Raw genomic sequence first — 15,393 nt, forward strand, 5'->3', positions numbered from 1 at the left:
CGTTTCCGACTCTATCAGACTCTTTCGAGTCCCGATTCCCGGTCGAAGCGGGTTCCGCTTTCCAGTTCCTCGCTTCCGCGATTCCCTTTCCGGCGAGTCCGACTCTATCAGGCCTTTTCTCTTTCCTTGACCAGCCCCTGCAGACATACAGGTGCCACGTCGTAGTGGAGAGTCAATTGCTTGAAGGTCGCCACCGGCCCTCGACTCGAAGGTCATGTTGGGGCCAGGCAGGAGTACGACAGTACAGGCAGCAGGGAGTCGAGGCAAATCGTTTCCGGTGTGGCGCTAAGGCCGCGTAGCAGCAGGACTCGGGCGGAACCGGGACTTCTTATGACTTACGCTGCTGAACAGCACGTCGTTACCCACATACGGTAACGGCGCCCCACAAGCTCCACCCCTGGGAGGCTCCCCATGACCACTGTGACGTCCCCTCTTGCCGGACGGGCGATCGGGCTCGCCGCGGTACCGGATCCGGTCTTCTCCGGCGCGATGGTGGGACCCGGCACCGCCATCGACCCGGTGCGTGAGCCTTCCGAGGCCGTGTCGCCGGTCGACGGCATCATCGTCTCCCTGCATCCGCACGCGTTCGTCGTGGTGGACGCGGACGGGCACGGGGTACTGACCCACCTCGGGATCGACACCGTTCAGCTCAACGGTGAGGGGTTCGAGCTGCTCGTGAACAAGGGGGACACCGTGACCCGGGGTCAGGGCATCGTGCGCTGGAACCCGGCGGGGGTCGAGGAGGCCGGCAAGTCGCCGGTGTGCCCGGTCGTCGCGCTGGAGGCCACCGCCGACTCCCTCTCCGACGTGCTCGAGAACGGCGACGTGAAGGTCGGCGACTCCTTGTTCGGCTGGCAGTGACGAGCCCGGTCCGATGACGGCCGACTGGATATCCACCGCGGAGGCACGAGCCGCCGCACGACCGGAGACGGGTGACATGGAGACAACGCTGCGAGGCGTCGGTGTGAGCCACGGAGTGGCGATCGGTGAGGTGCGCCATATGGGGACGGCGGTGCTCGAACCGCCGGCCAAGCAGATCCCCGCCGAGGAGGCCGAGCGTGAGCAGGGGCGCGCCCGGCAGGCCGTCGAGGCCGTCGCCGCCGATCTGATCGCACGCGGGAATCTGGCCGGGGGCGAGGCCCAGCACGTGCTGGAGGCCCAGGCCATGATGGCTCAGGACCCCGAACTGATCGCCGACGTGGAGCGTCGTATCGCCGTCGGCAGCACCGCGGAGCGCGGGGTCTACGACGCGTTCGCCGCGTACCGGGCGCTGCTCGCCAATGCCGGGGAGTACCTGGCGGGGCGGGTCGCCGACCTCGACGACGTGCGCAACCGGATCGTCGCCCGGCTGCTCGGGGTGCCGATGCCCGGGGTGCCGGACAGCGACGAGCCCTATGTACTGATCGCCCGGGACCTGGCGCCCGCGGACACGGCGCTCCTCGACCCGGCCCTGGTCCTCGGCTTCGTGACCGAGGAGGGCGGGCCGACCAGCCACAGCGCCATTCTCGCCCGCGCTCTCGGGGTGCCCGCCGTCGTGGCGCTCCCCGGTGCCGGTGAGCTCGCCGAGGGCACGGTCGTGGCCGTGGACGGCAGCACCGGTGAGATCTTCGTCGAACCGAGCGCCGAGAAGCGCGCGGAGATGGAGAGTGCCGCCGCGGCGCGCAAGGCCGCACTCTCGGCCGCGTCCGGCCCGGGTGCGACCTCCGACGGTCACAAGGTGCCGCTGCTCGCCAACGTCGGCGGGCCGGGCGACGTCCCGGCCGCGGTCGAGGCCGGCGCGGAGGGCGTGGGGCTGTTCCGTACCGAGTTCCTGTTCCTGGACGACAGCGAGCGGGCGCCGTCCGAGGAGAAGCAGGTCGCCGCGTACCGCGCGGTGCTGGAGGCGTTCCCCGAAGGACGGGTCGTCGTACGGGTGCTGGACGCCGGGGCCGACAAGCCGCTGGCCTTCCTGACCCCCGCGGACGAGCCGAACCCGGCGCTGGGCGTGCGCGGTCTGCGCACCCTGCTGGACCACCCGGAGGTGCTGCGTACCCAGTTGACCGCTCTGTCGAAGGCGGCCGAGGGGCTCCCCGTGTACCTGGAGGTCATGGCGCCGATGGTGGCGGACCGGGCGGACGCCCGGGCCTTCGCCGACGCCTGCCGCGCCGCCGGTCTCCAGGCCAAGTTCGGTGCGATGGTGGAGATTCCGTCCGCCGCGCTGCGGGCGCGTTCGATCCTGCGGGAGGTGGAGTTCCTCTCGTTGGGCACCAACGACCTGGCGCAGTACACCTTCGCCGCCGACCGGCAGGTCGGTGCCGTGTCGCGGTTGCAGGACCCGTGGCAGCCCGCGCTGCTCGACCTCGTCGCCCTGGCGGCCGAGGCGGCCCGCGCCGAGGGCAAGAGCTGTGGTGTCTGCGGTGAGGCGGCCTCCGATCCGCTGCTGGCCTGTGTGCTGACCGGGCTGGGCGTGACGTCGCTGTCGATGGGCGCCGCCTCCATTCCTTATGTCCGGGCCACGCTGGCGAAGTACACGCTGGCGCAGTGCGAGCGTGCCGCGTCGGCCGCCCGCGCGGCCGACTCCGCCGAGGAGGCCCGGGTCGCGGCCCAGGGCGTGCTCTCGGGCGAGTAGCGTCGCGGTTGCCGTGAGGACACGGAGGGGCTCCCCGCCCGATGGCGGCGGGGAGCCCCTCCGTGCTGTCAGTGGTGGGCCTCCGGTTCGTCGGCGCCGATGTCGAAGCCCGCGCAGTACTCCACGTGCGACTCCGGAGCGATCGGTTCGCCGGTCTCGGCGTCGGTGCAGTAGGCGTCGAAGACCTCGGCGGCGCCGAGCGGGACAAGGGCACCCCGCTTCAGCCGCCAGCCGTGCACCCGGTCCCCGGCGCCGGGGCGGGTCGTACGGAGCACGAGCCCGGCGGGCCTTTCGAGGGCGATGGCGACGGCCAGCACCGTCACGAACTCGGCGCCCTCGTCCGGTCCGATGAGGGCCGGTCCGGCGGCGTCGCGCGCGGTGTGCAGGACGGCCACCAGGTGTTCGCCGTCGGCGGGGGTGCTGCAGACCAGGTGGTGCGTGCCCGTGCCCGCCGCCTCCAGGACCCGGAGCAGCAGGTGCGAGGCCCGGTCGAAGGCGGCCCGGCCGATGTCCTCCCCGCACTCCGCGCAGGCGCCGAGGCCGGCCAGGCGTGTCGTGGCGTACTCCCAGGTGGCCCGGCGGGCGGCCCGGTCGGCCAGGAGGGGGATCAGGTCGTCGAGGGACTGTCCGGTGTAGGTGACGGTGGCGCCGACGGAGGCGACCTCGGCGGTGAAGCGGCTGCGGCTGTCCGGGGTGTCCGGGGGCAGCCCGGCGTCCGCGCAGAACTCGGCGTACTCCTCGGGGTCGAAGAGGGCGACCGTGGTGTGCACGCCGCGTGCGGACAGGTGTTTCAGCAGGCTCTCGACCTGCTGGAGGTAGAGGGTGTGGTCGTCGAAGGTGAAGGTGCGGTAGCGCCGCATCGCCGCGAAGTCCTGCTCGTCGGCCAGCAGGCCGACGGTGCTGGGTGCTTCGCGGCGCAGCGCGCGGCGCATGGACGCGGCCGACCGGTCGGGACGGGACGGCCTGCCGTGGTTGTTCTTCCCGTTGTTCGTGGTGTGCCCCATGACTCCCCCAGTGCGCTGTCGATCGATGCTCACTCAGAGTAATCACGGGCACTGACAACGGGACGGTCGGTGACGTGGGCGGGGTGGTCAGGCGCGCTCGCGGGCCAGTTCCTCGTAGAAGTGGAGGAGTTCGATCCGGTCGATCGAGCCGGGGTTGACCGCCTTCTCCAGGGCCGTTCCCTGCAACAGGCGCTTGATCGGGACCTCGATGCGCTTGCCGGTGAGGGTGTGCGGGATGCCGGGGACCTCGATGACCTCGTCGGGGACGTGGCGCGGGGAGAGGTTCTCCCGGATGGCGCGCTTGATGCTGTCGCGCAGTGCGTCGTCGAGCCGGGCCCCCTCGGTGAGGTGGACGAAGAGCGGCATCCAGTAGCCCCCGTCGGGCTCTTCGATGCCGACGACGAGGGACTCCCGGATCTCGGGGAGCCGTTCGACGGCCTCGTAGATGTCCGAGGAGCCCATCCGTACTCCCTGGCGGTTGAGCGTGGAGTCGGAGCGGCCGTGGATGATGACCGAGCCGCGGTCGGTGAGGGTGATCCAGTCGCCGTGGCGCCAGACGCCGGGGTACATGTCGAAGTAGCTGTCGTGGTAGCGGCTGCCGTCGGGGTCGTTCCAGAAGCGGACGGGCATGGAGGGCATGGGGGCGGTGACGACGAGTTCGCCGACCTCGCCGGTCAGCGGCTTGCCCGCCGGGTCCCAGGACCGCAGGTCGGTGCCGAGGCAGGCGGCCTGGAGTTCGCCGATGTGGACCGGGAGGGTGGGGACGGCTCCGGCGAAGCAGCTGCAGACGTCCGTGCCGCCGCTGACGGAGGCGATCCAGAGGTCGTCGGCCACCTCGTCGTGGAGCCAGCGGAAGCCGTCGGGCGGGAGGGGCGAGCCGGTGGTGGCGACGCACTGGACGCGGGAGAGGTCGAGGTCACGGCCCGGGTGGATGCCGGCCTTGCGGCAGGCCATGACGTAGGCGGCGGAGGTGCCGAAGAGGGTGGCCCCGGTCTGTTCGGCGACCCGCCACTGGGCGCTGACGTCGGGGTAGCCGGGGCTTCCGTCGTACAGGACGACCGTGGTGCCGGTGAGGAGACCGGAGACGAGGAAGTTCCACATCATCCAGCCGGTGGAGGTGTACCAGAAGAACCGGTCCTCCGGCCCGAGGTCGCAGTGCAGGCCGAGCTGTTTGAAGTGCTCCAGCAGGATGCCGCCCTGGGACTGGACGATCGCCTTGGGGAGCCCGGTGGTGCCGGAGGAGTAGAGGACCCACAGCGGGTGGTCGAAGGGGACCTGCTCGAAGACCGGCTCGGTGTCCGCGGCGGTGACGGCGGACCAGTCCAGGGCGCCCTCGGGGGCCGCCGTGCCGAGCAGCGGGATGTGGACGACGGCGCGCAGGGTGGGCAGTTCGCGGCGCAGCTCGGCGACGGTGTCCGCGCGGTGGTGCTCCTTGCCTCCGTAGCGGTAGCCGTCGACGGTGAACAGGACGACGGGTTCGACCTGCTGGAAGCGGTCGAGGACGCTGCGGGCGCCGAAGTCCGGGGCGCAGGACGTCCAGACGGCGCCGACGGCCGCGGTGGCGAGGAGGGCGACGACGGCTTCCGGGATGTTGGGGAGGTAGCCGCTGATCCGGTCGCCGGGGACGACGCCCAGGGCGCGGAGCTCTGCGGCGAGCGAGCCGACCCGGCGGCGGAGCTCGGCCCAGGAGACGGGGACCTGGGTGTGGGTCTCGTCGACGTGGATCAGGGCGGGGGCGTCCGCGCGCAGCGGGTCCTCGGCGGTGCGCAGGGCGTGCTCGGCGTAGTTGAGGGTGGCGCCGGGGAACCACTGGGCGCCTGGCATGGTGCGGTCGGCGAGGACGGCCTCGTAGGGGGTGGAGAAGCGTACGTCGAACCAGTCGGCGACGGCCCGCCAGAAGGTGTCGAGCTGTTCCACGGACCACTGGTGCAGCGCCGGGTAGCCGCCCTCGGCCGGTGCTCCGTGGCGCTGGGCGGCCCAGCTCTGGAAGCGGGTGACGGCGGCGGCCGCGATGCGGTCGGGGCCGGGCTGCCAGAGGGGGGTCTCGTCGGCTGCGGTGGTCATGGGGCGGCTCCCTGGCTCTGCGGATACGCGGGGTGGGCGTGGGTCGCGCGCACGTGCCGGGGTGTGCGCGTGAGGCGGCCTTTACGGACGATGCCATGTGATCGTCTTTCGCACCAGGGTTCGCCACCCATGGCCGGCGGCCCGGACATGTGGTCCGGCCACGGGTCCGGCGCTGGGTGAACGGAAGTTGAACGGAGCCCGCGTCCGCCCTGTTCGATGGCAGGGTGAGCCGCATGAACGGTCGTGACCTGGTGCGCTCGGTGAAGTCGGTCGGTTCGGTGCGGGGGCTGCGCGCGGTGCGCTCCTCCTGGCGGCGCCGGGGCGCGGATGCGCGGGCGCTGCCGCCGCGCGGTGCGGAGCGGGCGCGGGTGCCGGGGCCCGTGGTGGGTGCGGAGCCGGGGCCGGGCGGGGGTGTGGTGCGGTTCGCGCGGTCCGTGCTGCGGGTGCGGGTGGCGGTGGGGGGTGCGGTGTTCTGGGGCTGGGACGGGGCGGAGCCGCTTCCGTCGTACGCGCTGGCGGGCGCGGCGCCGGAGCCCGATCCGCGGGCGGTGCTGGAGCCGGACACGGACGGTGGCTGGCAGGTGGTCTCGGAGCGGCTGACCGTCGCGGTGTCCCGGCACGGGGCGGTGGAGCTGCGGACCCCTGGCGGGGTGGTGCTGCGGCGGGAGCTGCCGCCGCGCTGGTGGGAGCCGGTGGCGGGGGGCGGGGCGCGGTGGGTGCAGCGTTCCGAGGTGCCCGCGGACGCGCGGTTCTTCGGGCTCGGGGGGCGGGCGTCGGGGCCGCGGCTGCGGGACGGGGCGTACGCGTTGTGGAACACCGATCCCGGGGGCCGGTTCGGGCCGCAGGACGATCCGCTGTACCTGACGATGCCGGTGCAGCTGGTGGTGAGTGACGCGGGGACGCATCTGATGTTCCACGACAACTCCTGGCGGGGGCGGGTGACGCTGCGCGAGGGCGAGGAGGGTGCGGGTTCGGGGCACGACCGGCCCGGGACGTGCGAGGTGCGGATGGACGGCGGGCCGTTGCGCTGCTGGGTGGTGACGGGGACGCCGTCCCGGGTGCTGCGGGGGTGGACGGCGCTCACCGGTGCTCCGGCGCTGCCGCCGGGCTGGGCGCTGGGCCCGCAGCACGCCCGGTGGGGGTTCGGGAGCGAGCGGGAGGTGCGGCGGGTGGCGGGCGGCTACCGGGAGCGGGGGTTGCCACTGTCCGCGCTGCATCTGGACATCGACCACTTCGACGGGCACCGGGTGTTCACGGTGGACCGGGAGCGGTTCCCCGACCTGCCGGGGCTGGCGAAGGAGTTGCGGGAGGACGGCGTGCGGCTGGTGTCGATCGTCGATCCGGCGGTGAAGGCGGAGCCGGGGAACGCGCTGTTCGACGCGGGGGCGGCGGTCGGGGACGGCGGGGCGTTCGTGCGGGACGCGCGCGGGCGGCTGGTGCGTGGTGAGGTGTGGCCGGGTGAGTGCGTGTTCCCGGACTTCACCGATCCGGCGGTGCGGGAGTGGTGGGGCGGTCTGTACGAGGAGCGGCTGGCGCAGGGCTTCTCCGGGGTGTGGCACGACATGAACGAGCCGGTGTCGTTCGCCGCGTTCGGCGATCCGACGCTGCCCCGGTCGGCGCGGCACGCGCTGGAGGGCCGTGGCGGTGACCACCGGGAGGCCCACAACGTGTACGCGCTGGCGATGGCGCGGGCCGGGTACGAGGGGCTGCTGCGGCTGCGTCCGGCGGAGCGTCCGTTCCTGTTCTCGCGGTCCGGCTGGGCGGGGATGCAGCGGTACGGGGGCACCTGGTCCGGTGATGTGGAGACCGGCTGGCCGGGGTTGCGGACCTCGTTGGCGCTGGTGCTGGGGCTGGGGCTGTGCGGGGTGCCGTACTCGGGGCCCGATGTGGGCGGGTTCGACGGGTCGCCGTCGCCGGAGCTGTATCTGCGGTGGTTCCAGCTGGGGGCGTACCTGCCGTTGTTCCGTACCCATGCGGCGCTCGACGCGGGGCGGCGAGAGCCCTGGGAGTTCGGGCCCGAGGTGCTGGAGCACGCGCGGGCGGCGCTGGCGGAGCGGGAGCGGCTGCGTCCGTACTTCGTGACGCTGGCGCGGCTGGCGGGGCTGACCGGTGCGCCGTACGTGCGGCCGCTCTGGTGGCGGTCGCCCGGGGACCGGGCGCTGCGGGACTGCGGGGACGCGTTCCTGCTGGGGGACGCGCTGCTGGTGGCCCCGGTGCTGGAGCCCGGCGCGGACCGGCGGGCGGTGCGGCTGCCGCGGGGGCGCTGGTACGACACGGCGACCGGTGCGGTGTACGAGGGGCCGGGGCAGGCGGTGCCGGACGCGCCGTTGTCGCGGATCCCGGTGCTGGCGCGGGCCGGTTCGATTCTGCCGGTGCGGGGTGCGGACGGCGGGGTGGAGCTGGAGGTCTGGGCTCCGGCGGCGGGGCGCCGGGGTGGTGGGGCGGTGGTCCGGGACGTGGGGGACGGCTGGGAGCGGGCGGAGGTCGAGCGGTACACCTCGCGCTGGGTGGACGGGCGGGTCGTGGTGGAACGGGAGGGGCGTGAGGGGCCGGTGGGGTGTCCGGTGCGGGTGCGGGGCCGGTAGGGCGCGTACCGGTCAGCGGTAGCGGCCGTCGAACCAGGCGCGGGCGGCCCGGGTGTGGAGCGGGAAGGCGAGCTCGGCGGGGGCGGTCAGCAGCCGGAAGCCGGCCGTCTCGTCGGTGGGGCGGGAGGCCGGGAGGGCCGTGGCCGGGCGGGGCGGGAGGAGACCGAAGAGGAGGAGGTGGCCGTCGGGGGCGCTGAGGGCGTCGGCGAGGCGGACGTCCTGTGCGGCCGCCCGGATGCCGGTCTCCTCGCGGAGTTCCCGTACGAGCGCGTCCTTCCAGTCCTCGTCGTGGTCGATGTAGCCGCCGGGGAGGGCGAGGCCGCCCCGGTGGGGCGGGACGGTGCGCGTGATGACGACGAGGCCGGTGCCGTCGGGGCCGGTGACGGGCAGCAGGGCGACGGCGACGGGGAGCGGGTTGCGGTAGGCCGTGGTGGAGCAGGCGGCGCAGGTGCGGGGCCAGGTGGCCGGCGGGAGGTCGTAGCGGGCGCCGCAGCTTCCGCAGTGGGAGTCCTTGACGGGTTCGACGGGCTTGCTCCGGGGTTCGGACACGCGCGGACTGTACCGGATCGCCGGGTGGAGAGCCCCGCACTGCTGGATTATGCGGTCATGACAAAACTTGCTTCCGCTCTCCGTGTCCTGGCGGCCGCTGCCGCCGCCCTGTCCGCCGTCGCCGCCACCGCCCCGGCGGCGACGGCCGGGCCGGAACCGAAGGCGCCCGCGGAGTTCGTCGCGCTGAGCTCGGTGGATCCGACGATCATCCAGGAGATGCGCTACCCCACCGCCCACACCTTCATGGGCGTCCCGGTGGACGGCTACCGTCAGCCGCTCTGCATCCTGACCCGCCCCGCGGCACGGGCCCTGCACCGGGCGCAGACCCGGCTGCTGCGCCAGGGCTACTCGCTCAAGGTGTACGACTGCTACCGCCCGCAGCGCGCGGTCGACCACTTCGTACGGTGGGCGAAGGACCTCGACGACCAGGCCATGAAGGGCGAGTTCTACCCCCGGGTCGACAAGACGCGGCTGTTCGCGGACGGGTACATCGCGGAGAAGTCCGGGCACAGCCGCGGCAGTACGGTGGACCTGACGCTGGTGAGGCTGCCCGCCGCGCCGACCCCGCCGTACCGTCCGGGCGGTGAGCAGGTGCCCTGCTACGCACCGGCAGCCGAGCGGTTCCCGGACAACTCGGTGGACATGGGCACCGGGTTCGACTGCTTCGACACGCTCTCCCACACCGACGACCCGCGCGTGCGGGGAGTGCAGCGCGCCCATCGGCAGTTCCTGAAGAAGACGCTCACCGAGGCCGGGTTCGTGAATCTGGCCGAGGAGTGGTGGCACTACACCTTCAAGCCGGAGCTGTTCCCGGACACCTACTTCGACTTCCCGGTGGCCCGGCGGTCCGTCGCCGGGCACTGACGCCGGGCGCGCGGGCGGCGGCAGGGGCCGCTCCCGGGGCCCCGGCCGCCGCGCGGGCGTTTCCGGTTCCCGTTCCAACGGCTACCGTGCCGGTATGGCTGAGCAGACGTTCGATTCGTACGAGGAGTTCTGGCCCTACTACGTGGCGATGCACTCGAAGGCCGCGACCCGGTGGGTCCATCTGACCGGCACCCTGACCGGACTGGCGCTCACCGCCTACGGCCTGGCCCGGGGCCGCAAGCGGTATCTGGCCGCGTTGCCGCTGATCGGGTACGGGACCGCCTGGCCCGCGCACTTCCTGATCGAGAAGAACAACCCGGCCACCTTCGGGCATCCGGTCTGGTCGCTCCGCGGCGACGCGCAGATGATCCGGATGATGCTGGCGGGGCGGGACGGGGAGCTGGCGGAGACCGCCGCCAAGTGGCTCGCCGAGCACCCCTGCGAACAGGAGCCCTGTCGGCAGGGGGACTGCCGACAGGGGGACTGACCGGACGCCAGGGGGTCGGGCACCGGGGCGTGTCCGGCCCGGCCCGCCGGGAACGCCCTACGTCGCGGCCGGCTGGCGGTCGCGGTCGACCCGGGCCGCCGCGTGCTCGACGACGGCCACGAGCACGTCCCGTACGGAGGCACGGTCGCGTGCGTCGCACATCAGCAGCTCCACCTCCGGATCGAGGTCCAGCGCGGCCCGCACCGTCCCGGCGGGGAAGGTCTCGGCCCCCTCGAAGCGGTTGACGGCGACGGTGAAGGGGATCTTGCGGCGTTCGAAGTAGTCCACCGCCGCGAAGCAGTCCTCCAGCCGCCGGGTGTCCGCGAGCACGACGGCCCCCAGCGCGCCCTGGGCCAGTTCGTCCCAAAGGAACCAGAAGCGGTCCTGTCCCGGGGTGCCGAAGAGGTACAGCACCAGGTCGTCGCGGAGCGTGATCCGGCCGAAGTCCATGGCCACCGTGGTGGTGGTCTTCGACTCCACCCCCGCCAGGTCGTCCACCGGGCGGCCCGCCTCGCTGAGGGTCTCCTCCGTGCGCAGCGGCCTGATCTCGCTGACCGCGCCGACCAGCGTCGTCTTGCCCACGCCGAACCCGCCCGCCACCAGGATTTTCAGGGCAACGGGCTCCACGGGCCGCTTCTTGCGGCTAGAGCGCCCGAAGACCATCGATCACCTCTCGAAGAATGCTCACGTCCGGCAGTTCGGCCGGCGGAACGGGACGGGTCACATGCACCAGTTCGTCCTCGACGAGATCGCCGACCAGCACCCGGACCACCCCGACGGGGAGGTCCAGGCCGGCCGCGAGCTCCGCGATCGACTGGGGCATGCCGCTGCAGAGTTCGACGATCTCCACGTGTTCCGGGGAGAGCGTCCGGTCCCGGCCGGGGTCGTCGGCCGCGGGTTCGGGCACGACGAGGGCGATCAGGTCGAGCCGATGGCGGGTTGCGCTGCTGGTACGGCCCCGGGTCATCGCGTACGGACGGACCACCGGTCCCGCCTCGTCGTCGTACCAGTGCGGGGCCTGCGGGTCGGTGGGCGTGGCCGGGGATCCGGGCGATTCGGCGCTCACCGTCCCCTCACCCCCCGGCGGACTGACCGGTCGTCCTGGGCGCGTTGGCCAGGTGGGCGCCGACGCGCTTGACCATCAGCGTCATCTCGTACGCCACCAGGCCGACGTCGGAGTCCGCGTCGGCCAGCACGGCGAGACAGCTGCCGTCACCGGCGGCCGTGACGAAGAGGAACGCCCCTTCGAGTTCGACGACGGTCTGGCGGACCCGGCCCGCGTCGAAGTGGCGTCCGACGCCCTTGGCCAGGCTGTGGAACCCGGAGGCGACGGCCGCCAGGTGTTCGCTGTCCTCGCGGGTCAGGTCCTTCGAGGTGCCGGTGGCAAGGCCGTCGCTGGAGAGCACCAGCGCCTTGCGGATGCTGGCGACGCGCTCGACGAGCTCGTCGAGGAGCCAGTTGAGCTGGCCGGAGCCCTGGCGTGCGGCGGTGGTTGCTGCGACGTTCGGTGCGGTCATCGACCGTCCCCTCCCGGAGTGGTTCCCTGTGCTGTGTCACCGTGGCCGGCTGTGCCCTCGGCGTTCTCGGCGTTCTGCCGTCGGCCGCGTTGCCAGCCGCGCTGGAGCGAAGCCATGCGGCTGCGCACTTCCTCCGCATCACGCTCGAAGTCCAGGTCCGGTTCCGTCCGGTCCGGTTCGGCTTCGCGGACGACCGTTTCCTCCCGGAGCTGCGGGGCGAGGCTGGCCTGCCGGATGCGGCGGGGCAGGCCGCCCACGGTCTCCCGGGTGTCCGCGGTTGCGGCGGGTTTCCGGAAGCCGGCGGGCTGCCGGGGTTCGGTGGCCGTCCCCGGGCGGGCGGTGCGGTCGGTGTCGTGGGGGATGCGGGCGGTGGCACGCCCGTCCGTGTCGGCGGTCGCGAGGCGGGAGCGGGCCGGTCCGTCGACCCGGCGGCCATTCTCGGCGACCAGGGTCGGGGGCTTGCGGCGGGGCAGCGGCACCGGGGCGCCGGGCCCCTCTCCGGCCGGCCGTTCGGGGGCCTGCTGGTGCTGCTCGCGGTCGGTCTCGCGCCGCAGGTCGCGGGCGCGGAAGATGCCGCCGCGCTCGCTCTCGGTCCCGTCGAGGTCGTCGGCGCCGCCCAGCAGGGGGTCCAGGAGCGGGTCGAGCGCGGGGCCGTCGTCGAAGCCGAGCGTGTCGACGGGGCCTTCGAGCTCCACGGGGCCGTCCAGGAGGGCCGGGTCGACCAGGCCGGCGGGGACGGGCGAGAGGCCCGGGGACCTGCCGGTGGTCCGGCGGTCCGGTGCGCCGCCGGGGGGCGCTCCGGCGGAGCCGCCGCCGATGGCCCGTTCGGCCCGGCGGTCGAGGCGGAAGCCGGTGCCATGGGTCTCCGGGGCCTCGGTGAGCAGCGTCGCCGGGATGAAGACGACGGCGGTCGTGCCTCCGTACGGGGACTTCTGGAGCGAGACCCGGACGTTCTGGCGCTGGGCGAGGCGGCTGACCACGAAGAGACCGAGCCGGTCGGTGTCGGAGAGTTCGAACTCGGGGGTCTCGGCGAGCCTGAGGTTGGCGTCCAGGAGGACGTCGGGGGTCATGCCGAGGCCCCGGTCGTGGATCTCCAGGGTGAAGCCGTTGGCCACCCGCTCGCCGTGCACCTGGACCGCGGTGTGCGGCGGCGAGAACACGGTGGCGTTTTCCAGGAGTTCGGCGATCAGATGGGTGAGGTCGGCGACGGCCGGGCCGCCCACGCCGATGCGGTCCAGCCGGCGGACCTCGATCCGCTCGTAGTCCTCGACCTCGGCGACCGCGGCACGCACCACGTCCATGAGCTGGATCGGCTTGCGCCACTGCCGGGAGGGGGCGGCGCCGGAGAGGATCACCAGGCCCTCGGCATGGCGGCGCATGCGCGTGGTGAGGTGGTCGAGGCGGAAGAGGTCGGCGAGTTCGTCGGTGTTCTCGGTGCGGCGCTCCATGGCGTCCAGGAGGGTCAGCTGCCGGTGCAGCAGGACCTGGTTGCGGCGGGCGAGGTTGACGAAGACCTCGGAGACGCCGCGCCGCATGTCCGCCTGCTTGACGGCCGCTTCGACGGCGGCCCGTTGCAGGGTGTTGAGGGCCTGGCCGACCTGTCCGATCTCGTCCCGCTCGTACTGGAGGTGCGGGGCCTCCGTCTCGACGTCGACCTGTTCCCCGGCGGCGAGCCGGCGCATCACGCTCGGCAGCCGTACGCCGGACACCTCGTGGGCGTCCTTGCGGAGGCGGGAGAGGTCGCGGATCAGCTCGCGGCCGATGCGTACGGAGACGAAGACCGAGCCGACCAGGGCGAGGAACCCGAGGACACCGGCGACCCCGGCCTTGATCAGGATGCCGTACCCGGCGGGCCTGCCGCGTTCCTGGAACCGGACGTTCATCTCCGTGGAGTCGGCGGCCAGCCGGTCCAGGACCGGGGAGGCCGCCTCCTGCCAGCGCTCGGCGTCGACGGCACGGGGGTCCTCGGTGGCTCCCTCCTCCACGAGGACCTTCTCCGCCGTCCGCAGCGGCTCGCTGTCCGGGCTCGCCCAGTACTGCTCCACGCTCTGGCGTTCCGAGGCGGGCAGCGCGTCCACGTTGATCTCGTAGAGCAGCTTGCGGTTGGCCACCAGGTCGGAGACCTGGCGCAGTTCGTCGGCGGTGAGCCGCCCGGCGATCAGTGACGACGCGACCAGGGCGTCCTCGCGGGAAAGCATTTCGCGGGCCCGGGAAATTCCGGCCAGCGCCCGGACCTGCTTGTCCATCGACACGTTCTCCATCGTGCGGAGTCCGGTGAGGAAGCGGTAGCAGGGGTCGATGAAGCGGCCGTAGAACTCCATGGCCTTGGCGCGGTCGATGGTCCGCTGGTCGACCGATTCGCGCAGGGCGCCCAGTCCTTCGACCGTCGCGAGGATCGAGCTCAGCTGTGCGTCGTCCTCCGCGCTGAGCGCTTTTCGGATGTCCTTCTGCCGGGCGCCGTTCTTGACACCGGCCAGGACCTTGTCGGTGGCCGCGCGTTGGCGCTGCAGCAGGGGGAGGGCGTTGGATGCCCTGGGGTCGGCGAGGAAGACCAGCGTCTGGCGGCGCTCGTCCTGGATCGCGCGGACGGTGTCCTCCAGCGGGTGGCCGACCTTCTCCACGATCGCGCTCGCGCCCATGAGGTGACGGGCCTCGCGTCCCGTCAGATAGGTGGCGAATCCCCAGAGCCCGGTGAGAGAGACGAGCGGCACCAGCAGCAGCGCCACGATCTTCCTGCGGATGGACTTCCCGCGAAAGCGCATGGACTCCCCCAGCTCGACCCCGCGGGGCGGGGGTCGTGTTTCGTCAACAAACGGCGCGAGCCTACTACCGACGGAGTAACAACTCGAAGGGTCGTCCGGACTATTTTCAGCCGCGCTATCCGGGCTCGATCGCAGGTTGTCCTGATATCGCGAGCGATGAAATTCGCGAAAGCGGCAGAAGAAGCCCCCCATGGCCTGATCCCGACCGGCAGAGCAGTTGGCTGGAATTATTCGCTTCGCTCCGACTTGGGGGAATCTTCACCGCCACTCACTCGTCTCTCTGTACGGGGCAGGGGTAACACGAGGAGTGTCGGGGCCCGTTCTGCGGGACCATGACCGGAGCCGGACCGTCCGGGCCGCCGGGCGCGCGTCGGGGGACGGGGCTCCGCGGGCGGAGCGGTCCACCGCGCTCACAGGTCGTGGCGCGGTCCGGTCGGCAGCCCTGAAGTCGGACAGTGGTGGGGAGTTGAGAGTCCTTGGAAACGGAAGAGCGTCGCGGCGCGGTGTCGTCGGCACCGGCCGGGGCGGCGGGTGCGGGCGGGGCGAGGGTCCCGCGCCAGCTGTGGGTGGAGGAGCCGGCGACCCGGTGGCGGATGCCCGACCCGGTGCGCGGCTCCGCGGTGCGTGCCGTGCTCATCATGTCGCTGACGATCATTCAGGCCATGGTGGCGTTCCTGTGCACGCTGACCGAGTCCTGGCTGGCCTTCCCGATGGTGCTCAGCGGTGTGGCCAGCACCGTGGTCGCGACCTGGTCGGTGCTGGACGTCTGGGTGACCCGGCAGGTCTGGAACCAGCGCAACGGCGTGGTCTCCGTGCCGAGCAGCTCGGCACGGCGGCTGCGCCGTGAGCGGCGCCGGGCACGGCGGGCGGCGCGGGCGGCGCAGCGGGACGAGGCCCGGATACGCCGCCGGGGCACGGAGAGCCTCTCCGGGGCCTGAGCGCCGCTCACCGCC

13 protein-coding genes are annotated in these 15,393 nt (G+C 72.8%); 6 read left to right on the forward strand and 7 right to left on the reverse strand.

The genetic code is table 11. From position 1 onward, the window contains the following. Window positions 1-411: 411 nt before the first annotated feature. Complete coding sequence (locus ACF08W_RS32535; protein WP_392281499.1) at window positions 412-861, forward strand: PTS glucose transporter subunit IIA; 450 nt, start codon at window positions 412-414, stop codon at window positions 859-861. Between the two features lie 76 nt (window positions 862-937). Further along, a complete protein-coding gene (ptsP, locus tag ACF08W_RS32540) occupies window positions 938-2,608 on the forward strand; it encodes a phosphoenolpyruvate--protein phosphotransferase (protein WP_392281500.1) in 1,671 nt (556 codons plus the stop codon). Window positions 2,609-2,676: 68 nt separating this feature from the next. On the opposite strand, the gene ACF08W_RS32545 is transcribed toward ptsP, so the two are convergent. Both ACF08W_RS32545 and ACF08W_RS32550 read right to left on the reverse strand, forming a co-directional pair. Then, window positions 2,677-3,612 (reverse strand): hypothetical protein, encoded by a 936-nt coding sequence (locus tag ACF08W_RS32545; RefSeq protein ID WP_385211091.1) that lies wholly within the window; start codon window positions 3,610-3,612, stop codon window positions 2,677-2,679. An 87-nt stretch (window positions 3,613-3,699) separates the two neighbouring features. After that, complete coding sequence (locus tag ACF08W_RS32550) at window positions 3,700-5,676, reverse strand: acetoacetate--CoA ligase (RefSeq protein WP_392281501.1); 1,977 nt, start codon at window positions 5,674-5,676, stop codon at window positions 3,700-3,702. Window positions 5,677-5,909: 233 nt separating this feature from the next. On the opposite strand from ACF08W_RS32550, the gene ACF08W_RS32555 reads away from it, so the two are divergent. Continuing rightward, the gene (locus ACF08W_RS32555) at window positions 5,910-8,261 is read left to right on the forward strand and encodes a glycoside hydrolase family 31 protein (RefSeq protein WP_392281502.1); all 2,352 of its coding nucleotides are present in this window, start codon (window positions 5,910-5,912) and stop codon (window positions 8,259-8,261) included. Between the two features lie 12 nt (window positions 8,262-8,273). Here the strand turns inward: ACF08W_RS32555 and ACF08W_RS32560 are convergent, their stop codons facing one another. Next, window positions 8,274-8,810, reverse strand: a complete 537-nt coding sequence (locus ACF08W_RS32560; RefSeq protein ID WP_392281503.1) for an NUDIX domain-containing protein — start codon at window positions 8,808-8,810, stop codon at window positions 8,274-8,276. 57 nt (window positions 8,811-8,867) lie between these two features. Here ACF08W_RS32560 and ACF08W_RS32565 point away from each other — a divergent pair, with 57 nt between their 5' ends. Together ACF08W_RS32565 and ACF08W_RS32570 are read left to right on the forward strand one after the other, a co-directional pair. Beyond that, the gene (locus ACF08W_RS32565) at window positions 8,868-9,674 is read left to right on the forward strand and encodes a M15 family metallopeptidase (RefSeq protein ID WP_352280120.1); all 807 of its coding nucleotides are present in this window, start codon (window positions 8,868-8,870) and stop codon (window positions 9,672-9,674) included. A 94-nt stretch (window positions 9,675-9,768) separates the two neighbouring features. Further along, the gene (locus ACF08W_RS32570) at window positions 9,769-10,161 is read left to right on the forward strand and encodes a DUF962 domain-containing protein (RefSeq protein ID WP_352280119.1); all 393 of its coding nucleotides are present in this window, start codon (window positions 9,769-9,771) and stop codon (window positions 10,159-10,161) included. Window positions 10,162-10,218: 57 nt separating this feature from the next. On the opposite strand, the gene ACF08W_RS32575 is transcribed toward ACF08W_RS32570, so the two are convergent. Genes ACF08W_RS32575 through ACF08W_RS32590 form a run of 4 tightly spaced genes read right to left on the reverse strand, consistent with a single transcriptional unit; the run spans window position 10,219 to window position 14,440 of the window. Continuing rightward, window positions 10,219-10,824 carry an ATP/GTP-binding protein gene (locus ACF08W_RS32575; RefSeq protein ID WP_392281504.1) on the reverse strand — a complete coding sequence of 202 codons (606 nt, stop codon included), beginning with the start codon at window positions 10,822-10,824 and terminating at the stop codon, window positions 10,219-10,221. Further along, on the reverse strand, window positions 10,805-11,227 hold the full coding sequence (locus ACF08W_RS32580; protein WP_352280117.1) for a DUF742 domain-containing protein: 423 nt from the start codon (window positions 11,225-11,227) through the stop codon (window positions 10,805-10,807). Before ACF08W_RS32580 ends, ACF08W_RS32575 begins: the two co-directional genes overlap by 20 nt. Window positions 11,228-11,234: 7 nt before the next feature. After that, window positions 11,235-11,678, reverse strand: a complete 444-nt coding sequence (locus tag ACF08W_RS32585; RefSeq protein WP_352280116.1) for a roadblock/LC7 domain-containing protein — start codon at window positions 11,676-11,678, stop codon at window positions 11,235-11,237. Next, on the reverse strand, window positions 11,675-14,440 hold the full coding sequence (locus tag ACF08W_RS32590) for a nitrate- and nitrite sensing domain-containing protein (protein ID WP_392281505.1): 2,766 nt from the start codon (window positions 14,438-14,440) through the stop codon (window positions 11,675-11,677). Before ACF08W_RS32590 ends, ACF08W_RS32585 begins: the two co-directional genes overlap by 4 nt. A 476-nt stretch (window positions 14,441-14,916) precedes the next feature. Here ACF08W_RS32590 and ACF08W_RS32595 point away from each other — a divergent pair, with 476 nt between their 5' ends. Further along, a complete protein-coding gene (locus ACF08W_RS32595; RefSeq protein ID WP_385211071.1) occupies window positions 14,917-15,378 on the forward strand; it encodes a hypothetical protein in 462 nt (153 codons plus the stop codon). The last annotated feature ends 15 nt before the right edge of the window (window positions 15,379-15,393 follow it).

Source organism: Streptomyces sp. NPDC015144 (assembly GCF_043079735.1).
In the GTDB taxonomy this organism is placed as follows: domain Bacteria; phylum Actinomycetota; class Actinomycetes; order Streptomycetales; family Streptomycetaceae; genus Streptomyces.

What these genes read in the sequence shown, in the direction of transcription:
- ACF08W_RS32565 (WP_352280120.1), top strand. Translation starts at nt 8,868, where the DNA reads ATGACAAAACTTGCTTCCGCTCTCCGTGTCCTGGCGGCCGCTGCCGCC.
- ptsP (WP_392281500.1), top strand. Translation starts at nt 938, where the DNA reads ATGGAGACAACGCTGCGAGGCGTCGGTGTGAGCCACGGAGTGGCGATC.
- ACF08W_RS32545 (WP_385211091.1), bottom strand. Translation starts at nt 3,612, where the DNA reads ATGGGGCACACCACGAACAACGGGAAGAACAACCACGGCAGGCCGTCC.
- ACF08W_RS32570 (WP_352280119.1), top strand. Translation starts at nt 9,769, where the DNA reads ATGGCTGAGCAGACGTTCGATTCGTACGAGGAGTTCTGGCCCTACTAC.
- ACF08W_RS32535 (WP_392281499.1), top strand. Translation starts at nt 412, where the DNA reads ATGACCACTGTGACGTCCCCTCTTGCCGGACGGGCGATCGGGCTCGCC.
- ACF08W_RS32590 (WP_392281505.1), bottom strand. Translation starts at nt 14,440, where the DNA reads ATGCGCTTTCGCGGGAAGTCCATCCGCAGGAAGATCGTGGCGCTGCTG.
- ACF08W_RS32550 (WP_392281501.1), bottom strand. Translation starts at nt 5,676, where the DNA reads ATGACCACCGCAGCCGACGAGACCCCCCTCTGGCAGCCCGGCCCCGAC.
- ACF08W_RS32555 (WP_392281502.1), top strand. Translation starts at nt 5,910, where the DNA reads ATGAACGGTCGTGACCTGGTGCGCTCGGTGAAGTCGGTCGGTTCGGTG.
- ACF08W_RS32575 (WP_392281504.1), bottom strand. Translation starts at nt 10,824, where the DNA reads ATGGTCTTCGGGCGCTCTAGCCGCAAGAAGCGGCCCGTGGAGCCCGTT.
- ACF08W_RS32585 (WP_352280116.1), bottom strand. Translation starts at nt 11,678, where the DNA reads ATGACCGCACCGAACGTCGCAGCAACCACCGCCGCACGCCAGGGCTCC.